At 39.1% G+C, this 19,982-nt stretch carries 15 protein-coding genes; 2 read left to right on the plus strand and 13 right to left on the minus strand.

All coding sequences use genetic code 11. From position 1 onward, the window contains the following. Positions 1 to 31 precede the first annotated feature (31 nt). From OEL83_11435 to OEL83_11450, 4 genes are all read right to left on the minus strand, one after another. Entirely contained in the window at positions 32 to 607 is a 576-nt protein-coding gene (locus OEL83_11435) for a DUF1788 domain-containing protein (GenBank protein MDK9707650.1), read from the minus strand. A gap of 10 nt (positions 608 to 617) precedes the next feature. Beyond that, positions 618 to 1,232, minus strand: coding sequence for a DUF1819 family protein (locus tag OEL83_11440; GenBank protein MDK9707651.1), 615 nt, complete (start codon positions 1,230 to 1,232; stop codon positions 618 to 620). 234 nt (positions 1,233 to 1,466) lie between these two features. Next, complete coding sequence (locus tag OEL83_11445) at positions 1,467 to 5,363, minus strand: alpha/beta hydrolase (protein MDK9707652.1); 3,897 nt, start codon at positions 5,361 to 5,363, stop codon at positions 1,467 to 1,469. Between the two features lie 486 nt (positions 5,364 to 5,849). Then, complete coding sequence (locus OEL83_11450; GenBank protein ID MDK9707653.1) at positions 5,850 to 6,923, minus strand: site-specific integrase; 1,074 nt, start codon at positions 6,921 to 6,923, stop codon at positions 5,850 to 5,852. Positions 6,924 to 7,104: 181 nt separating this feature from the next. Here OEL83_11450 and OEL83_11455 point away from each other — a divergent pair, with 181 nt between their 5' ends. Both OEL83_11455 and OEL83_11460 read left to right on the plus strand, forming a co-directional pair. Next, positions 7,105 to 7,389 carry an integration host factor subunit beta gene (locus OEL83_11455; protein ID MDK9707654.1) on the plus strand — a complete coding sequence of 95 codons (285 nt, stop codon included), beginning with the start codon at positions 7,105 to 7,107 and terminating at the stop codon, positions 7,387 to 7,389. Positions 7,390 to 7,401: 12 nt separating this feature from the next. Next, positions 7,402 to 8,220 carry a DUF3786 domain-containing protein gene (locus OEL83_11460; GenBank protein MDK9707655.1) on the plus strand — a complete coding sequence of 273 codons (819 nt, stop codon included), beginning with the start codon at positions 7,402 to 7,404 and terminating at the stop codon, positions 8,218 to 8,220. A 627-nt stretch (positions 8,221 to 8,847) separates the two neighbouring features. Here the strand turns inward: OEL83_11460 and OEL83_11465 are convergent. The 9 genes from OEL83_11465 to OEL83_11505 form a co-directional block, all read right to left on the minus strand. Then, positions 8,848 to 10,512 (minus strand): AAA family ATPase, encoded by a 1,665-nt coding sequence (locus OEL83_11465; protein ID MDK9707656.1) that lies wholly within the window; start codon positions 10,510 to 10,512, stop codon positions 8,848 to 8,850. Between the two features lie 103 nt (positions 10,513 to 10,615). After that, positions 10,616 to 11,482 (minus strand): OST-HTH/LOTUS domain-containing protein, encoded by an 867-nt coding sequence (locus tag OEL83_11470; protein MDK9707657.1) that lies wholly within the window; start codon positions 11,480 to 11,482, stop codon positions 10,616 to 10,618. 10 nt (positions 11,483 to 11,492) lie between these two features. After that, positions 11,493 to 12,839, minus strand: coding sequence for an SEC-C domain-containing protein (locus OEL83_11475; protein ID MDK9707658.1), 1,347 nt, complete (start codon positions 12,837 to 12,839; stop codon positions 11,493 to 11,495). Positions 12,840 to 13,895: 1,056 nt separating this feature from the next. Further along, positions 13,896 to 15,335: a caspase family protein gene (locus OEL83_11480; protein MDK9707659.1), complete on the minus strand. Its 1,440-nt coding sequence runs from the start codon at positions 15,333 to 15,335 to the stop codon at positions 13,896 to 13,898. Positions 15,336 to 15,498: 163 nt separating this feature from the next. Next, positions 15,499 to 16,098 (minus strand): hypothetical protein, encoded by a 600-nt coding sequence (locus tag OEL83_11485; GenBank protein ID MDK9707660.1) that lies wholly within the window; start codon positions 16,096 to 16,098, stop codon positions 15,499 to 15,501. Positions 16,099 to 16,745: 647 nt separating this feature from the next. Further along, the gene (locus OEL83_11490) at positions 16,746 to 18,080 is read right to left on the minus strand and encodes a Y-family DNA polymerase (GenBank protein ID MDK9707661.1); all 1,335 of its coding nucleotides are present in this window, start codon (positions 18,078 to 18,080) and stop codon (positions 16,746 to 16,748) included. Next, positions 18,080 to 18,517 (minus strand): translesion error-prone DNA polymerase V autoproteolytic subunit, encoded by a 438-nt coding sequence (umuD, locus tag OEL83_11495; GenBank protein ID MDK9707662.1) that lies wholly within the window; start codon positions 18,515 to 18,517, stop codon positions 18,080 to 18,082. Before umuD ends, OEL83_11490 begins: the two co-directional genes overlap by 1 nt. A gap of 299 nt (positions 18,518 to 18,816) precedes the next feature. After that, on the minus strand, positions 18,817 to 19,101 hold the full coding sequence (locus tag OEL83_11500) for a hypothetical protein (protein MDK9707663.1): 285 nt from the start codon (positions 19,099 to 19,101) through the stop codon (positions 18,817 to 18,819). Then, entirely contained in the window at positions 19,091 to 19,861 is a 771-nt protein-coding gene (locus tag OEL83_11505) for a ParA family protein (protein ID MDK9707664.1), read from the minus strand. Before OEL83_11505 ends, OEL83_11500 begins: the two co-directional genes overlap by 11 nt. Between the last annotated feature and the right edge of the window lie 121 nt (positions 19,862 to 19,982).

Raw genomic sequence — 19,982 nt, forward strand, 5'->3', positions numbered from 1 at the left:
GAGTAACTTTAATCAAAGGACAGCAAGACTATCATGGTACAAGCTGGAACGCCCTGTAGTAATTGCTTTCTTTCATATGTCCGAAGAGCTTCATTCCCGCTCCGGTATATACCCCGGGAAAGAACATGACTACTGGAGTACTTCCCATCACCGGGTGCAAATTATTGAGTAGATTGTGGCTCCTCAGCATGGGCCAGGCACTGCCGACACCTGATATCAGGATAAGATCGTGATTGTCGGGATCTGCTTTATCGGTGAAAACCTTGGCAATTTTCTTTGAATCAAGCGGACCCTTGAGAGCCTTTGCCAGTGCCTGGTTGCCTTTGTTCTTCTGCATGGCAATTGCCTTATCAAGGAACTTCGCCTCTTTGAGATAATCAATGATCAAGGCAAAAAGATTGATATGCTTGACTCTAATTCCAGCCTTTTTTTTGCCGATATGCTTGAGGACAACCTGGAGGTAGTCTCGGACCTCAAGCTCATGTTCCGGAGGATAATCAAAGATGTAAAAGCCGATCTCATTGCCCAGGCCCTGATTGTTGAGGAGCTCGTCAGAAGTCAGGCGGGGAATAATTTTGTTGAGCCGATCTTGAAGATTGCCAATCATAAAAACTCTCTCATTTTGTACATTCCATGCATCGCAGGATATTCTCCTCTGAATGTTTTACCAGATACTCCCGCACCTCCGGGACAATCGAGACCGGTTGAAGGTTCAGCTTCCTGGTTGATTCAATATATCCGGCCTCTGCGAGCATTTTAAATATCACTTGTCTGAGCTTTGTGGTTGTTTTTGTCGTCCACGCACCAACCGCTGGATCAACCAGGGAGCAAGTGTCCAAAAACTCCTGCCAGTCTTTATATGAAAGCGTTTTATTGAAAGTAAGCCAATGCTGCCGACAAACATTGGCCATAAAGTCGCTTAATAGGCGGCTATGCTTTATTGCTGAAGCAAGTAATGCCTGAGTGGCAACCTCTGCATTGCCATCTTTGACCAAGGCCCAATGCTCTGGAGTCATGAGGTTCAGTCGATTTCTGATCAGTATAGCCTGCCGCTTTGCAGAAGAAGGGTTTCTTTTTTGTAAGATGTTGCTGATTACAATGGACTGGTGCCATTCTTCTTTTGATGCTTTTTTAAGAAGGAGCTTGGCAATTTCCCTGCTTTCTGGAATCAGCAAAGAACCGGCGACGATCTCGCCGTTATATTGTTTTTGTTTGATCTCTTTAATTGTCATATTTTTACAAAATACTTTGCAACATGAGCTGTTGAAAAGGTTGATACTTCTCAAATGATTATTCACAAAAAGATAGGAGATATCTTGACTTATGAAGGAATGTCAATAAGTCAAGCATGACCCCGTGTTGTGGTGGTTCTTGCGGGGGGTGCATGCGAGGAATTGTTACTTAAACATAATAGCAATACGAACACGACGATCACTGTTTATCCATCAAAATATCTATGTTCATTATTAATAGCGACCCATTTTTTCTTCTTCATCTCTCTTAGATTCATAAAGGATCTGTCTATCAATAAGGGAAACTCTCTCCTTTACCCAGCTTCTAACATTTCTGTTATCATGTTCTAGTAGTGGAAGAAGTGCTTCCTTGTCTGCCTCCAGATATGGAACTAAAGAACCTGACCATGATCTTGTGCCCATATTTGCCCCAAGTGCACTTGCTACACGTTCATTATCACCATATTGTATTAGTAGTTCTAAAAACAAAGCAGATGGTTCTAATTTATCAGAGACCATATCAAAAATATTCACACAGTCAGAAACAAAAACCGGACCAATATCAGGTCGCTGCCCGCACCATAACATAACACTACCAACTGACAACACTGACAACACGCTAGGATTTTCTTTTGAGAATCTATCTATACTATTGAGTAATGATTGAAGATGATATCTTTCCAACCTCTCTGAATTGACAACAGCATCACCAAATATGGGCCACAATATATCACCATAATCTCTCATCAATTCAAATAGTATCGGTTTGACATAATGAGACATTGTACTGAATCCTATCCCTTTTTTGCTTTCCTCAATAATCTTATTTAATAGCGCTATTGAAAATTGTTCATCATGTTCTTTCAGCAATTTTTGAACTAAATCTTTCCATTGATGTGCGTCGGTTGATGTTCGGTGTTGTGTTTCGTCCAAAGGTACACTTGCTAAAAATTTTTTTAACTGCTCTTTTAAAATTTCTACGCTACCTTTATTCCCATAGCAATACATGTAAATAATATGCAACGCATACCAAATTGCTCCATCATTAAGTTCCGCTAAAGAAAAGCAAAAGTCCATCATGTGCGCTGCATCAATACCCTCAGTAACTCGACCATAACTTAAGATATTAGCTCTGCTCGGAGCAACATTGCCATCTCTCACCAATTTAAACAGCTCATCTAAATGGCTTTTCGTCACCACACCAGTACAAATAAAATCTGGATAGAGAAAAACAAGTTCTTTGTTAGCCAATATAGAATCTATGTTCTCTTGCCATTTCTGAGGAGATTTATCGTACAACCCACGAAATATACCTAAAATAAAATTAGGGTTTTTACGTTCAATAAGCAGTAATTGTTGAAATGATTTTTCAATAAGTTCTTTTACACACTCCAATGATTGACTTAGCTGATAACCAAATGCATACGCTTGTTTTTGATCACCTTCTAATATCAAACACAAATGAGGCATTAGTGCTTCAAGCTCTAAGACCACTTCGACTGCCAACGATTTTGCATTTTGAGCAGCAACATCTATAAACTCATCATCTCCCTGACGATGTTCCCATGGGGGGTTAACTACCAATATTTTTAGCTTCTCGGCTAAATCATTTTCATTTGGTTTAAGCAATTCCAGCCAAATGTTTAACGCATCAATTGCATCCTGCTTCAACCCTTCTGAATCATATTCAATAGTGCACTTAATACTATCTAAAGCTGCAGGCCAATATCGCCCATTGACTGATATGATATTCCTAATTGCTGAATCCAACATTTCAACACGACCGTAACCAATAAAGCCTCTAATGGACCCTCCAACTTCAGCGAGAATTTTTTCTTTCTGAATTTCCCCCCTATCAATTATGCGAAGTAACAGATTAAAAGCCCCTTGCCAGTAATCGAAAATATCTTGCCAAAGCACAGGCCGCCATTCTTCCAAAGGGGCTTTTGTCCCTTGATATTCTGCGCCAATTGTTCGTGTTCCACCGTAAGTATCGATTGCATGGCCTAGAGCTTCAAGAACAACCATGTCGATAATCTCTTGTTTTAAATCAAGAGCTTTTTGCAAAAGATCAAATCTGAGAGTTGGGCCAGCTTCAGTTCCAGATAAATGAACTCTGAATAATTGAGCAAACAACCCTGTAGAATTATTACTCCATGTCTCATTTTCAGCTGATGCCAGTAGCAACATGCACCAAGCCGACTTCTCAAAAACACTTGCGCGGAAACACAATTTTTCAAGCCCCCACACTAAATTTCTTCTCGTATCTCCAGAAATTTCCACCAACTCATTATGCGTCAATCCATTTAGACAATTATAAAGTGCAGAACTAGTCGTTTCAGGGTTCACCTCAACAAATGCGCGGAAGAGTCTTGAACCCCTCTCTGTAAGCAACTCTTCCGCTAAGACAAAAGGGCTTTCGCCACCAAATAATCTTTCAGAAAATCTTTGAACATCTGGCTGAGAATCTAAGTAGGCTGCCTGAATACAAAAACTCTGCATCAAGGTATCAGGCAAATCATCAATTAGCTTTTTTTGCCGATCACACGAAGTCTCTTGCCACCATATAGAGGCTAGTGTAATTGCCAAAGGTTTGGGAACAACTCTTGCGTACCTACCAGCTCGATTAATGACCTGTCGCTTATGGAAGTTTACCAGGACACGATCAAAAGTTTTCAATGAAGATCCAGCTACATTTTCAGCAATAAATTTCGCTTCTTCCCTGGCTGTTCCTTCAGTGGTACCAAAGACATCAAATAGTGAACATGCAGACAAAACCTCCTTTTCCTCGCTTGACACTCCTTCATCACCTTCAATCAATTTCCTGACAACTGAATTATTTGATATTAATCCCAGCAACCTACCTTCTTTTTGATATTGCTCTGCAATTAGGGTAGCCATCAATGGATAACCTTGGGCAAAACGAGCTACGCGATCCACATCGCTATGAGCGAGACCCACTAAAATTGGGGATAAAACGTTTATAATAGCATCATCAGACAATGGAGACAGTTTTATATGAATAGAGTCGTCAACTTGATCATGAGAGTAAGCTACTGTGACAACCTTCAATAAATTATCCATTTTATGAATTTCTTTCGCTAAATCATTATGGAGATCCACACTGCAATTCTCAATTACAGCCAAGCCGTGAACATTACTTTCTACGCAACTACGTACACTTTCCCTGATATCTTTTTCATATCCTGGTGCATCAAAAACTAGGACACAAGATTCATCAATTAAAGTTGATCTCTCAATGGCCTCAAGAAGAAGGCGAGTTTTGCCTAAACCTGAAGCACCAGAAAGCCTTACTATACACTTGTCTAAACCAAGTGATTCAATTAGAGATTCGAGGTCGTTGTCTCTGTGTTCGTCACTAACGAATTCAAAATTATGATTTCTTTCGATTCTTTTCCAATCATTTAGGTCCCTAGAAGCATTATTTTTGAAGCGGTTAATTGTGCTTCTCTCTAAAATAAATCTTTTAAACACAACATAAACCGGGGATTCAGGGCTATCTGGTTTAACAATGGTTTTATGATTTACCCTGTTTATTGTTTCTACCCGATGATATCTAAAGATACTTTTAGAACTTGATGAAGAAACTATGTCATCATTTGCGGCAATAATGCTTATGATATCAAAAGCATTATCAAGACCACTATCAACCCATCGATCATTTAGCTCATCCAATTCACTTGAATCACGACACAGACTCTTTAGGTGCCGATTCCTAAAGGCAATATACTGACCCACGTTCGCGTAGCCTGATCCATCATGGGGAACATCAAAGAAGCACACTTTTTTGATGTTATGTTTAATTTGTTTATCTTTCATACGTAACAAGAGCTTTTTAACAATCAGACCACCTAAACTATGTCCTGCTAGTATTATTTCATCATTCTCTAGATCACACTGAGTCTTTAGATCAGTAAACAGGCCATCAGCAATATTAAGAATGCTCGGAGCACGTTTTAAGACCTGAGTGATCAAATTCGGCGAATCATATCCATATGAGATAATAGTCGAGTCAATATCTTGATCTAATTTAAGAAAATCAGGAAACCTGCCCCAAGTTCTCTCAGAGGTCCCTCCTAATCCGTGAACCAGTATGATTTTCTTTCCCATGACTATTCCTATAAATTCATTGCTTGCAGGCTAATACATCATGTTTCGTTTTCCTTTTGATATTTAAGTTGCTCAACTACTGCAATCTATATAAAAAGAACACAGCAGACTGTAATTATAAATTTTATACAACATCGTGGTGTCACTGATTCAAAATAATGCAGTATGGATTTTGGGTAATGATAGTAATATCACCCATGATGTTTTTGCATACGAAAATACTCATTGAAATCGAAACATGAAAAAACACATTAACTGTAAGGAATCGAGTCTTAGACGCATAAAATCCAGCTACTTGGTAAATGACTGGCCTTTATTCGATAAGTGGTCTGGGTTGTAGAATCCTACCGTGTCCTGCTCCCAAGGTAGCCCCGCTTTCAATTAGAGTGCATTCTGTTAGGTTAAATTTTCTAGACTACTAACCTTATGAGCCTGAATCCTCGACACAGTACTTCAGTTACGTATAATTCCAAAGTAGTACAACTCTCATCGGTCATTAATCACCTGATCTAATTCAGCAGCGGTGATTCGAGAATATTGCATGGAATAAACCGGATTTTTGTGTCCCAATTGTCTCTGTACCGCTGCCACATTACCCGTTTTCTCAATAATGTGTCGTCCCATAGCATGTCGAGCGCTATGAGGTGTTTTCCCTTTCACACCGGCCTTTTCACAAATCTGGTTCCAGACCTCGTTTACCGCTTTTGACTGTAAACGACCATCACCATGAGCAGTAGTCCGAGCAGATAGGAACAATGCAGGATTCTGCCATTTCTCAGAATCTCCTTCCCTTTCACGTTCAAGGTAGTCTCGGATTGCCTGTAACCCCTCACGACTGATCTTATAGGAATGAGTGATCCCGCCTTTCTCCAACACTTTTAAGGATCGGTTCTCAAAATCCACATCATCCAGATTCAATTTCACCACAGCGGTTCGACGCATGCCCGTTTCAATCAAGGAATAAACAATAGCACGATTCCTAAATGCCCGGTACCCTTTTCGTTTTTCACGAATCGAATCGTTTTTATAGAGCCTTCTGTTTCTGGACAAACCACCAGAAACAACCAATAAATCTGCAGCGTCCAGCAGATCCCTCCGTTCACTCTTGGTCAAAGCCTTTTCAATATCCAATAACGAAGCAACTGGAACCATCCGGATCTTTGCCATAGGCTCACCCAACTCGAAAGATCGCCATTTATGAACCCATCTTGCAAAAGATTTCAAATGAGCCAAAGTCCGGTTGATAACTCTATCACCCCATCGCCGTTTACCACTATCAGCATTCAGTTCAGCCTGCATGTACCGAATAAAATCAGCAGACAAACGCGGAGTCCAGGAACTGCGGAAAGTATTGCCAACTTCACCATCCATATACTGCAGAAAAATATTCAGATCTCTTCGCTGCTCTTTCTGTGACCTTTCGCTGGTAGTCACCTCATAACGGAAATAGACCTCCACCCAGAAGGAGAGAAGATCCGGAAAGTCCTTTGCAACCACCTCAATGCTATGAATATTGTTTGGTCCGGTGATTTGGTTGGTTTTCTTTGGCTGGTTTTGCATGATTCACCTCCTGTTTTACCTATATTACCACACCAAAGGGTCCTTTTGTCCGGTAAATTACGTATGATTATCACTTTATTTTTGCTCCAACTTGTTTTCGGGAAAAATTTCTGGTGAATTTCTATCTGTAAGATATGATATGGATAATTTCTAAACGGTAACCTCTATTAATGGGAACTCTATGAACAAATCAGATCTGATAGATGCTCTTGCACAGGACCAGAAGCTACCCGTAAAAACCGCTGAATCTATTATTACTACTGTCTTGGATTCGATTACAGAGACACTGGTTCACGGCGACAACGTCGAAATCAGAGGGTTTGGTAGTTTTACTGTGAGGGAGTACAAATCCTATGACGGCAGGAACCCTAAGAGTGGCAAAGTAATTGTAGTTCAACCGAAAAAGCTGCCTTTCTTTAAGGTGGGCAAAGAACTTCGTGAAGCTGTTGATCAATTAAAACCCTGAGTGGAGAAACAAATGGCGCTTTCCGTTATCGATTTATATCGAGACGTGCTGGCCAAAACCAACTGTCGCGATTGTGGTTTTCCAACCTGTCTTGCCTTTGCCGGAAAGGTTGTATCAGAAAAGCATCCTCTTCGGAACTGTCCCCATATCGCCCCTGACCTCTTGGCTCGCTGTGAGATCGAACTGGCCGAACAGTATGCGCAGGGGAAATGGTTACGACGAGATATGGCTGAAGATGCCTTGCAATGGGCGAAGAGTCGAGCTGCATCACTCGCTATCGAGGACCTTCCTGCTCGAATTGGCGGTGAACTTATTCAGATTGGAACAGAAACAGCACTCAGACTTCCATATTTTAACGGGTATCTTCACATTCTTGCAACTTCAATAACCAGGCCTGATGGCGAAGAATTGACCAGATACGAACAAGTATTCATCCTCAACCATCTGGCCCAAGGCGGTAGCAGGCAACCGAGCGGTAAATGGAAGGGTTTTATCGAGTTTCCAAACACCGTCTCAAAAGTGGTCACAATGAAGAAGGTAGTGGAAGATCCGCTGATTGAGAGATTCTCTGGCAAAAAGGAAGAACTACGCGAGCGAGCTCTGACTCTTGGCGCTTTACCAATGTCAGCAAATGAAGGCTCGGCTGATGTTGCAGTTGTTTTTACCCCTCTCCCAAGAATTCCAGTAGCCCTGTTGTTTTGGGATGCAATTCCCAGTGATGACTTTCAGTCTCAGGCGAAGCTGATGTTTGATGAGACGGTGCTCGAACATCTTGATATCGAGTCAATCGTCTTTCTGAGTGAACGGCTGAAACAATTGCTGTGCGAGTAATACTTGACTATTAAATTGTAGAAATCCACACCCGATCTGACACATTTCGTTTTCAAGTCTAAACCTATTCGGATAGTTGTATACTAAAGATTCATGGACAAGGTTAAATCTGAAGTTTTCTTTTTGTTGTTAGGTTTTTTAGGATTTTTTTCCCGATACAGAGAAGTATAAGTATAGCAAAAGTACTTGGTTGTTTAAATTTGGTATGGCTGGATCAATCTTCCTTCCTTTAATAAACGGGCATTCAAGCCCCCTTCCTTTTTTTGTCAAGGCAGGAGGTTTGAAAATTGGAGGCAGGGGTCCTGGAATTTGTAACTGACTATAATTAAATATAAAATATGACCTCCAATCTTTCCCTCAAAATCGACACCCTTCTCCCAAGGCGTGTGACCCTAAAAACAGGGGTTGTCGCAAATTACCGTTATTAAATGAAATTAACTAGTTACCTAAAACAGCGATTTCGTCTTACCCCTACCTAATTCGTTTAAAACGTCTAATAATGGTCTAATCGAGAACAGTGAAATCATTTGATGAATTACAATCACACAAACGAGATAGAAACCGAATAAACTTATTCGGTTTGCAGTGCGTTAGAATTCAACCAGATTAACATATGATATTTACAAATTAGCATTTTAATGCATCAATTGCTAATGATGCATTCACATGCAAACCATACAAGAAAGCATTCTTCAAAACTTCTTGCCTAGAGAGTTTTCTCTTTTTTGACTGCAACCGAAGCTCCATGATATCATTTTTACACCTAGTTGTTACCATTTCCAAAGCAGTAATTACATCATCTACATTTGGAACTTGGTTCCAATTTGGTTTATTAACACAATAGAAAGATAAATCTATACCTGATTTGGTGGATTCGGCAGGTGAGCCTCCAGTTTTAAAGATTTGAAACAGCTCTTCGTCATTAAACAACAAATATCCTGGTTCTCCAGCTAACAACTGATGTTCTTGTACAATCAATAACCCCTTCCTCTTTAGTGCTGAATGTATAAATCCCAAACATGTCACGATATCTTTGACGTCTATTTCATGTAAGACATTGGACATCAATACAATATCAAATTTTCTATCTTTTATGTTTTCGACATTATCCGTTACATACAATCTTTTTTGTTTCGTCTCTTTGGCCAATTTTTCGAGTTTTGCGAAATTTTCTTTCTCAGGTTCATATGCCACATATTCTAATTTCTTAAAGTGATGCCCCAGAGACTCAAAAATGGCAAACATGTTCCTTCCAACACCTGCTCCATAATCTAAAATCCTCAGCTTCTTGCCAATTTTGGATGCTAAACAAGAGGTGATTTGCAATCTTTGTGAATCTCCTTTGGGCGCTTCCCCCTGAACGGTGTAGTCGTCTAAGCACTCCTTCAAAAATCTTGAAAACTGAGGATCATTTTGAGTTTCTAGCAAATCGATAGTGATCGATTTTAATAAGTTATCACCGACCAGGTCTAAGTACGATAATCTTCGATTAGAAGGATTTTTTCCTAGATATTGATTACCTCCTCTGTATTTACTTATTCTATAAATTTCATAATCATCTAGAATAGACAAAAGAATCGGAGAATGTGTGGCACATATGAACTGCCCAGGCGGCCCATAGTCTGGAAAAACTATCCTTTGCAATCTTTGTATATATTTTTCTAGTAACGAAGGGTGTAAGTGAGTTTCTGGCGAGTCAACAATAAGATTTATAGTTGCATGGGGATATACTTCTCTGTAGACCTCTAACCGTGCCAACATATAGGCATATTTTTTATTCCCTTCAGACAAATCTTTTTCAAAAAATGCTTTTTTACCATAACCAAATCGAAGTATATCAGACGATGAATCGCTTATTATGTTAATATCGATTAACTCTGATAATTTCTGGATAATTTTATCATCATATTTTCTTTTCAATTCGGGAATTGCTACCGAACTAGGCTCTAATCTTACATTATTATAACCAACAGAAAACCATTTGATATTTTTGTGATCACCTTGCTTATAGTAAGTGTACTTTTCACCGAGATTAAAACTTTTCCCATCTGTAAAAGAACATTGTATTGATACATTGTATTTTTTGTGCACCTCCTCAGAGTAGGCTTGTCGTCCGGCGAATATCAACCCACCTGTAGAGGGTGGAATACCAAATATAAGCCCTATAGCATTTAGGATAGAAGACTTACCAGCGCCATTTTCCCCTACGAATAGACATTTACTAGACATATCATTAAGTTCTACTTCTCTGGCCCCTTTATAATTTCTAATCTTCAAGGAATCTATTATCATCTGAAATCCTAATGAATTTGATTTGCTACACCTTCACTTGATTGTTTCTTTCTAAATGACTAAACACGACAACAATAACGCGGTTTCTCATCGAATGAAATTTTCATTTTGGCCCTTCAAGTAAGTTATTACTACTCGACAACTCCCACCCTTCTTGCAACCTATAAAGAACACGAGCACCACCCTTTTTAGTTGGTTCTTCCATGAAATCAAACAATTCAGCAGCAAGTATTATTTCTTTTAGCGATTTATACCCATACTTCTTTTTGATATTCGCCAATTCCTCAGGTTGTTGAGTTTGTAGCACTTGACCAGCAGTATTCAAATAGGCCCACCCATCACTCCTTGCTGCTTTTTCTGCAATCTGTCCCAACCAAACAACTAGCCGGGTTTGTCGTAATTCAGTCAGTTTCACCTCACCCAACCAGGTATCTGACGTCAGATATTTAACTACCCGCTTACGCAGTTCATCAAAGGATTTTAATGTCGATTTGATATGTTCAATTTCTCTGGTTAGCTTTTCATGTTGGTTATCAAGATATATTTCTATCTCATGGCAACTCTCAATTGAGGCAAGACTAAAACGTGGCAAAAGGTGGTGAATGAGATCATTGCGTTCAGCTACTATTGCTGCGAGTTCCTTCTTCCTTTTATCGTAATACACCTCATCACAATCAACCTTGAACTGAAATGACATATGTACCTTACTCTCATCTGGGGCTTCAGTTTCGATCATTTCTCCATGAGCATTTTCCATGAAGTCACCAACCAGTTGCCCCATCGTTTTCCTGCTCACGCTATCTTTACGACACTTCAGGTTCTTTTCCAGTGTATTTACATCTCCATGAATGTGGCCATGGGCTATCATGTACTTTAGTATTTGCTCCATGTGTTGAAACATGAGCATGTTACGACCAATTTTACGATGGACCTCGTCTTTGGCGCTTTGGTGAGATTTTTCTAAGGACATGCAGCAATGTTCACTTGTCGGTTGTTAAATCATTGATAAATGCATCAACTTTTTCTTTAGTTCTATCATCTAACGATTCATACTTCTTAGCAAATTTATTGGTTTTCTTTGAAAATCCGGTGATCTTTGAAACAACCAAATCACCTTCAGTTGTATTCAAAATTATACTTTTATAGTTATTCATAGTATCACTTACAAAATCTAAGCTATAGTCGACTAATGTCATTTCATCTGAGATAAAATTGAACCTCTTTGACTCAATGATATCCAAGAATTTTAGCTGTATAAACATACCATTATCAAACAGGATCTCAATCAGCTTCATACATTCATTCAACGCAAGTAATATTGTGGCTTGGACAGAGGTTGCGATATCTGTTTGATCAAACTCATACAACCCATCTTGCAAAGGAAAGAGTTGAGATGTCGGATGCACATATTTACATAAATATCTATAGTAGCCTTGTAAATTTGTAACCGATTTTGCCAAGTCAATATTTTCCTCACTCAAATATTTACGTTGCTCTTCAGGAAGTGTCGCGAAATTCTCTGCCACAAATTTTGTAATATTAAATTGCTGATATGCTGTTGGACTGAAGTCTTTAATATTCGAATATTTCTCTTCAAGGATAGTATATTTTTCACTTAATATTTTGGATAACGTTTTAATAGCTTTTTGGGGCCAGACTGAGATGGATAAGGCAAAATTATGTAACTCTTTACAGGAAACATAACTATCCACACTGAACTTCTTAAACTCTTTACGAATAATATTATGTGCGGAGGTAATTACCCACTGGTTTGATATTGCATTTATTGTTATTTCAACCACTTGACGCGCTACACAACATGCGGTAGAAATATCGTTGTAATTATTCATCAAACTTCTATATCTATCAGATAACAAATTGAATGTGTTGCATATATATGAATATATATATTGGTCAACTTCGTTCCAAAGTATAGAATTTGCAAGCAGAGTTGTTTTTTTGGCCAACACCTCTTCTAGAAAATAATTATCATCTACATGTACTACCAAAAAAGGATTACAACTCTTACTACATTTATCAATCAACTTTGAAGAGAAACTATTTTTCTTTTCGTTATCCCATCCTAGAACAGAAGCAACTTTCTCTTCTTGTAATATTCTATTAATAATTTTCGAATAAGTTGCTTTAAGTTTACTATCAAATACTAAAGAGTAAGACTTAGGGACCAACTTAAGCTCAAGGAGAGTTTTCGGGTTATCAACTTTTTTTATAGACGGAATTTCAACATTTCCAATTAACCCGTGGCATCTTTTGAACTTCTTCCCAGACCCACATGGACACTGTGCGTTTCTCGGTATTTTTTTCATTATTTTCAAATAATTAAGAGGGAAGGCCAAGCCTCAACAAACTTTAATTCAGCAGTTATTCAATCGTCATTTTCCGAATCAGTATAGTTCTTTTACCATACAATATCATTAACGTTTTGATTTTGTACACAAAAAGAGATTTCAGTCAAAGCTCCCACTAGATCATTTATTTCTTGCATCAGTCATTTTCACACCACACATACAGATATAATCCAATAAGCAACATTCACAGCACACTCATTTCGTCAGAAATGCCGAGGGTGCCTACGAATCTTGCTCTAGCTCAGTGCAGTCGTTAGTACTGCCATCAGCTTCAACCCCATAGAAGCAGATGAGATCAAAAAAATAAAATCTACTCAGGAATTATCCTCAGCACCGTTCCCATCGAGTGCTGTTGCCTGAGAGATGCCTAACCAGTAGGCTGCAAAGTTGCTGGTGAGAGTGGCTGAGATCGAGCTTTGGAACCGTATCTGTTCATTGAAAAGTGGTTAATCGGAGAAAATGCATACTGGCAGATATTGAACGGCCAATCGTATGCTATGTCTAGCCTCCTAGACATTTTCAAATGATATTGTGGGTATAATCATTTATAAGTGTGCATTTTTCATTGAAGAACGGTGACATACGCTAAATAGCTGGAGCAAGAAACCGAGGGAAGACTCATATAAATACCCACTGTGGGTTAAATGCCATGGGGAGCAAGATGTTTCTATGAGTTGGCTGCGTCCTGCAAGAGCACACTGACAGGTTCAAATTAACGGTTCCAATACTTGATCTTAGAGATAGATCAATATGAGTTTAAAATTCACCATGAACGTGCAGTATACCCGGATGCGAGAAAATTGCCTGTCCGGAAGTAACCGGGGACTTGTTTCGGTGACGAATACATTTTATCCGGGGTGGTTAACGAAACGAGTCTCTGGTGAAACCGTTTGGGAAGTTTTACTAGAGCTTGTGAGATGAAAAATTGCTCCTCCTACCTGTGTGGTGGGAGGAGCATTTTACTATAAAATTAAACAATGAAGATTTGCCTATGCACTGATTGAAATTGTATTTTTAAAATATGGTATCTAGAGGCTCTTCAAAACATAGATTATCTATAGGAATGTTTGAATTTAGGTTTACCAGTTCTTCTGGAGCCACTAAGAACTCAATCATTGTCTTTTTTAGGTAAGATAAATTTCCTCCACACCCGTGAATCTTATTTATCGTTTGAGTGATATCTCTATCAAAAACATGGATAGAATCAATTGTCTGACACTCTTTCTCAACTCCAGAAAAATCAGTCCTTGTACTGTTTCTGGCTAAAACATCTACGTCAATTGTAGAATCAGCTTTTCCAGGAACATAATATATTTCACTTCTATATGGAGCTAAAGCCTTATCTATAAATTTGAACGACTGTTCAAAATTACTTCGATGTCTTAAAGCAAACACCTTATCTATACAATTTGTTTTAAATTTTCCTTTTCGAAAGTCACCATTATTATCAAAATATATTTCGTACAAAATTCCATTCAAAACATGATTTTCATCGTCATTATTGTACTTAGCCAGCCTGCTATCTAAATTATCCATAAAGTCAGTAGCATTGTAAGCATAACCTGAAGCTTGCAAAATATTGCGACCAATAATAAATTGTTGATTTTTATTTAACAACTGTGGAGCAATCAACTTGAATCTTGACATTGCAGGATTTTGCTTATCCCAATTACATGATCTCAAATCTGATATTATTTGATCAATATCAGTGCCTTTCGACACAAACATTCTGTCTTTAACTACAGATTCATCGTAAGGTATGGAAACTGAATATATCATTTGACCTGTGTTAAAATAGAAATCTCCAACCAACGACGTATGTTCCCAACTAGTCTGAGTTCCATCCGAAAGATTATATACAGTCCTTCGAGTTTTTTTAAATAGCTCTTCTACCGAAAGAAATTCTCTTCCTATATATTTTAGAAGTACTCCAGTATATAAGCTGTGGCCTTCTATTCCTGAATCTTTTGCGCCTTCCCCAGGAGATGTTGAAAAAGCAATGATTGTTCCTTCAGGAGCATTAACTTGGGTAAATGAACTAGCTACTCCTCTTGAAAAACTTCTTCTACAAGCGTCAATAATAATTATATTTATTTTAGTCGTCGCTTTTCTTATTATTTCAGTTAGCTCAGCTAACCTGATACAAGTTCTTTCACATGAATGTTTAGTTGGATGTTCGATAGGACACTCAATAGATGCCAAATAATTTTCTCCATCAAACTGAAATCCATGACCGGCAAAATAAAAAATAGACGCATCAAAATTTGGCAATTGTGATTCAAATTCTGTCAACAAATCTCCATAGTCACTTGAAACACAATTTTCTTTATAAATGACCTTATAGTGTAATTTTCTAAAAGTCTCAGAGATTTCAAATGCATCGTTTACTGCATTATTTAGTTTGGACCTACCTGGATAATTGTTGTTACCTATTACTAATGCTAATGTTTTCATTGATCTCAAGCTATTTTAACATTTATACAGATATCGACTACATTCGCTGATATCCTGCAAACCATTCCTATCTCAAGGTGATGACATTGATTTAAACAAAACTCATCCATTCAGTATTGTATCCTTTCTTCAGCGACTTTATGTCAATAAAAAAACGAACGATTTAATAAACTTGTTTTCGAGGCCTTATTTGCTTACTATCACTGCTCATCCATTCATTGTTTGATGCCTCTCGTATTTTTCTTAGATGAATACCACGATACTTTTTACTTGAATTGTTTTTAATATAATCAACCAAATCTTTAATCGGTAGCCGCTGAGTGTCTATTTTTGTTGGATTCTCATAAGGAATATCTGGGTATTTTTTGCTTTGCAGTAAACTCGAGATATCTATCAATTTTACTTGGTCTGATGTTTCAATTTGTGGTTGATATGTCTCTCTTTTGTTACCTATATAAGTCGTTAATTTTTTGAATGATTCATCATTCCAAGCATGTTGCTTTTCTGATGGCCATTTAAAATGATCAGACATAGCATCCTCCCAAGCCTCATCGGACCAAGATGTGAACCTAGGACGACCTACAAAAGTAAACGAGTCGTTTTTAGGTTTTATTTTGTTTCGATCCCAAGTGGCCTTACCAGCAACTTTAAAAATCAGGTCACAATAAATGGCATTACTTGTTGAAAGTCCGTCTTCAATACGCTTAGCTGTCAGAAAGAAAAAGTAGTCACCGATATCTACTGGATTAGCTTTGCCATTCAAGTTCTTTGTTTTGCAAAAAGAATATATCATTGGGTTAGACCAGATATACGGTCATTGGTTTCCAGAAAATGAATCATGGTAAACAATATCTTTACCGTCATGAAATTGCGTAGAAAGACGGAATTTGTGTACAATAAAATAACCTCTCACAGCCTACCCCTTCACCTGCTCAACCATACAAGTTTATTGACAAATAACGAACCTTATTATCTACAGCCAATAAAATAGGTTCGACTTTAGGACAACCCGCCTAGCTTAACAAAAAAACGGCCGTTTTTTGCTACAACGTGTCCATACAAAACTCCATGACCTTTTCTTTGAAAGATTAAATACATAAAAGCAATCAGAGACTTTTATGTCAATCAGTAAATATCGAGGAGGCTTTGGGTCCTCTAGTGGTTGGGTATGGTAGCGTAAGCATATCTCGGCACAAGGTTGGAGCTCAGGTTAGCATTGCCAATGACAAATGGCTGATAAACTATTCAGACCAAAATTTCTTACTGGGTAACTCAGATCTGTCAGTGAGAAATGATTAGAAATGGAGCAACCGCAAACCAGAGATATCCAAAGATAATCTACAGTGGAGGTGTAAGATAATATTCAAACATGATAATAAAAAATGTCAGATCTAATCTCGATTTCTACAATTAAATGTTCGAACCTGTGAATCTTTTTTTCGGGTCAGGCATTGAGACCGCTGCCTTCACAACCGGCAACTCCTGCCAATTTGTTGTATAAGCTGGTGACTTCCGAGTCTGTTGCATTGACCACGGTTTATCCGTGTCCTCGGTCATTCCATATTGAATAGTACTCCGCCCCCATTTGTCGTTAATCTTATCCAATGCCGCCATGAGGGGCTTGTCTTCTTTCACTGGAATAGCCGGCGAAAATAAATCCTGCTGCTTATATCCCTGTTTGACGATACCGGCAAGCATGATACCCGCTTTTCGATAACGATAACTAGGTCGGTATATAGATTTGAGACATCGTAACGCCGCTTCGATGAGATCCGGCGTGGATGACGTTGGTCTTCGTAGACTGATTGTCAGATTGTTCGAATAGTTCGATTGCTCGTCAAAGGGTCCGGTGGTGATATACAAATTAATTGTATCTGCTTCGACTGCTTGTTTTCGGAGTTTCTCGGCTGCCATTGAGACAAAACTGATGACCGCTTCTCGAAGATTCTCGATATCCGCAATCGGATGTCCAAAGCTTCGAGATGTGATAATTGACTTGGGACATGGCGGGGCCTTCTCAAGTGAGATGCAGGGGATCTCGTTCAGTTCCATCACAGTTCGGGCACCGACAACGGTCAACTGCTTCCTTATCCACGATTCATCGGCACTTTTAAGATCAAGTGCGGTGTAAATACCTCGTCCTATCAGCTTTTCAGCATGCTTTCGACCAATTCCCCAAATATCACCGACTTCCGTCTCCTGTAAAACCTGGTCGATTTGACTGTTCTCAACGAGGTCAAAGACACCTTGATACTGTGGATGCTTCTTCGCGATCCTATTAGCGATCTTTGCCAGCGTTTTTGTCGTGGCAATACCGATGGAAACTGGAATACCAACGAGTTTTCTCACTCTCTCTCGAAGTTCGGCAACATATTCAAGCCGGTTCCAGATTTTATTCATCGGGAGCGTCAGGAACGCCTCATCTATCGAATACACCTCCACATTACATTCCATCTGTCGAATCACATCCATGACTCGGTGCGAAAGATCTCCATATAATGCGTAGTTCGATGAAAAAACATGCACACCATGCTTTGCGATCAAGTGTTTCATTTTGAATAATGGAGCACCCATGGAAATTCCGAGAGCCTTTGCCTCATTGGAACGAGCGACTATACATCCATCATTATTCGAAAGGATTACAACGGGCTTTCCAATCAGGTCCGGCCGGAACAACCTTTCGCAGGAAGCGTAAAAGTTATTACAGTCAATAAGAGCGAAAACTCTCTTTATCTTGGGAGGCATTAAAATTGATGGATGACGCTGGTGACGACACCCCAGATGCTGAAATCGGTTTCTTCAGTGATCACGACAGGAGAGTAGTCGGGATTTGCCGGAACCAGTTTACAGGAGGTTGGATTTCGTTCAAGCCTTTTTACGGTTAGTTCGCCATTAACGATGGCAATAACAATTTTACCGCTCGTCGCTTCAAGAGACCTGTCTACCACCAGGATATCGTCATGATTGATACCTGCATCTTTCATGGAATCGCCGGCAACCCTCACAAAAAACGTGGCTACCGGATGTTGAATGAGCAATTCGTTCAAATCAAGTTTTCGATCAATATGATCTTCGGCTGGGGAAGGAAAACCAGCTGAAACACCGCTTGTGAAAAGCGGACGAACGTCCATGGTTTTTTGATCGACTTCTAAAACGGTGGCAGATGAGGCGTCTGTTTTCATGTCGGGAACATTATCATAAAACCCTGAAAAGATATTGTGAGAAATCTTCTCGTTGCCATTAATCTGTCAGTTCACCGGTCATTTTGCTCTAGCCGGTATCGTCCTCCCACTCCCTTCTTCGCCCACCTCGACACGTCATTTCCCTACTTTTCAGAGAGATATTATCACTAAAGATGCCCATGACCAGGGCATGGCCACCAACCCGCTGAATCACTAAGCATCACGCATCTATCCCCCGTGGATCCGGATACTTTTTGATTTTTGTATATATATTTGTATAGCATAATATACATACAAACCTATATCGTTTCCCGTAATGCTTTCAAAAGCTTTTCTCCCGTTGTACTCGTCCCCAACACTATCAAGGCACGAATTGCAGCAGTTTCACTGATGTGCCGGTGACTCTCCTTGTTCATAGTCGCGGTAATCTCTTTAAGCCTGGCAATGTCATCATCATAAAGTCGGTATGCCTTCAACGATGGTTTTTTTCTTAAAGGCACCAAATCGAGACGTTCTGTGGAATCAATTTTTGACTCAGTTGCTTGAGCCAGCTTGGATTGTCCTGTGATTTTTTTAGTTGCCATATCTCAGAATCTCCTCGGTAAGTTCTTTGAAATCTTCGGCACCGCAAGATCTTGGGTCAAAAACCATCACAGGTTCATTGTTCATTTGCGCTTGGTTAATGGCTTCATTTCTACGGATCACGGTTTTTAAAAGATTCTTCCTGTATGGTTCCAATTGTTCTTCGACAAATACATTGGAGAGCTTGTTGCGGGCGTCACGGGCATTTCTCAAAATCATATATTTAAAGTCGCTCGATTCTTTCACATCCTCGATCGACTTGAAAAGGTCGGCAATACCATCCAAGGAATAACGTCCGTAAATAGTCGGGATTAAAATCATGTCGGAGGTATAGATGGCATTGATCGTGAGTACGTTAACCGTTGGTGGACAGTCGATGATGATGAAATCGAGATCCTTTTCGATTTTTTTCAAATGATTATGGAGAAGCTTTTCCCTGTGGATTTTCATTGTGATCTGTTCGGCGGTAATGGCCAGATGGATATTGGAAGGGATAATAAAAAGATTTTCAACTGGCTCTTCATTTTCACCGATCACCGCTTGACGAATGACATTGTCAATTTTACACGATTTGCTCGACAGCAGCTCACCCACTGTTTGATTTCTGGGAATGTCGGTGCAGAAGATCACAGAGCTGTGCGCCTGGGGATCCATATCGATGAGAAGGGTCTTCTTTCCTGATATCGCCAGACAATATGCCATGTTTGTGGAAATCGTTGATTTCCCGGCACCACCTTTCTGGTTGAGTATTATTATTTTCATCGTGTTTTCCTGTAGTAAAGAACAAGATGTATATATTTTTCGTGATCTATTTATACAACTAAATAGTTATATAATAAAGTAAATAAATATTCATACCTTTGTATAGCACAAAAGATATAAT

Origin of the sequence: Desulforhopalus sp., assembly GCA_030247675.1 — a bacterium.
Taxonomy (GTDB): domain Bacteria; phylum Desulfobacterota; class Desulfobulbia; order Desulfobulbales; family Desulfocapsaceae; genus Desulforhopalus_A.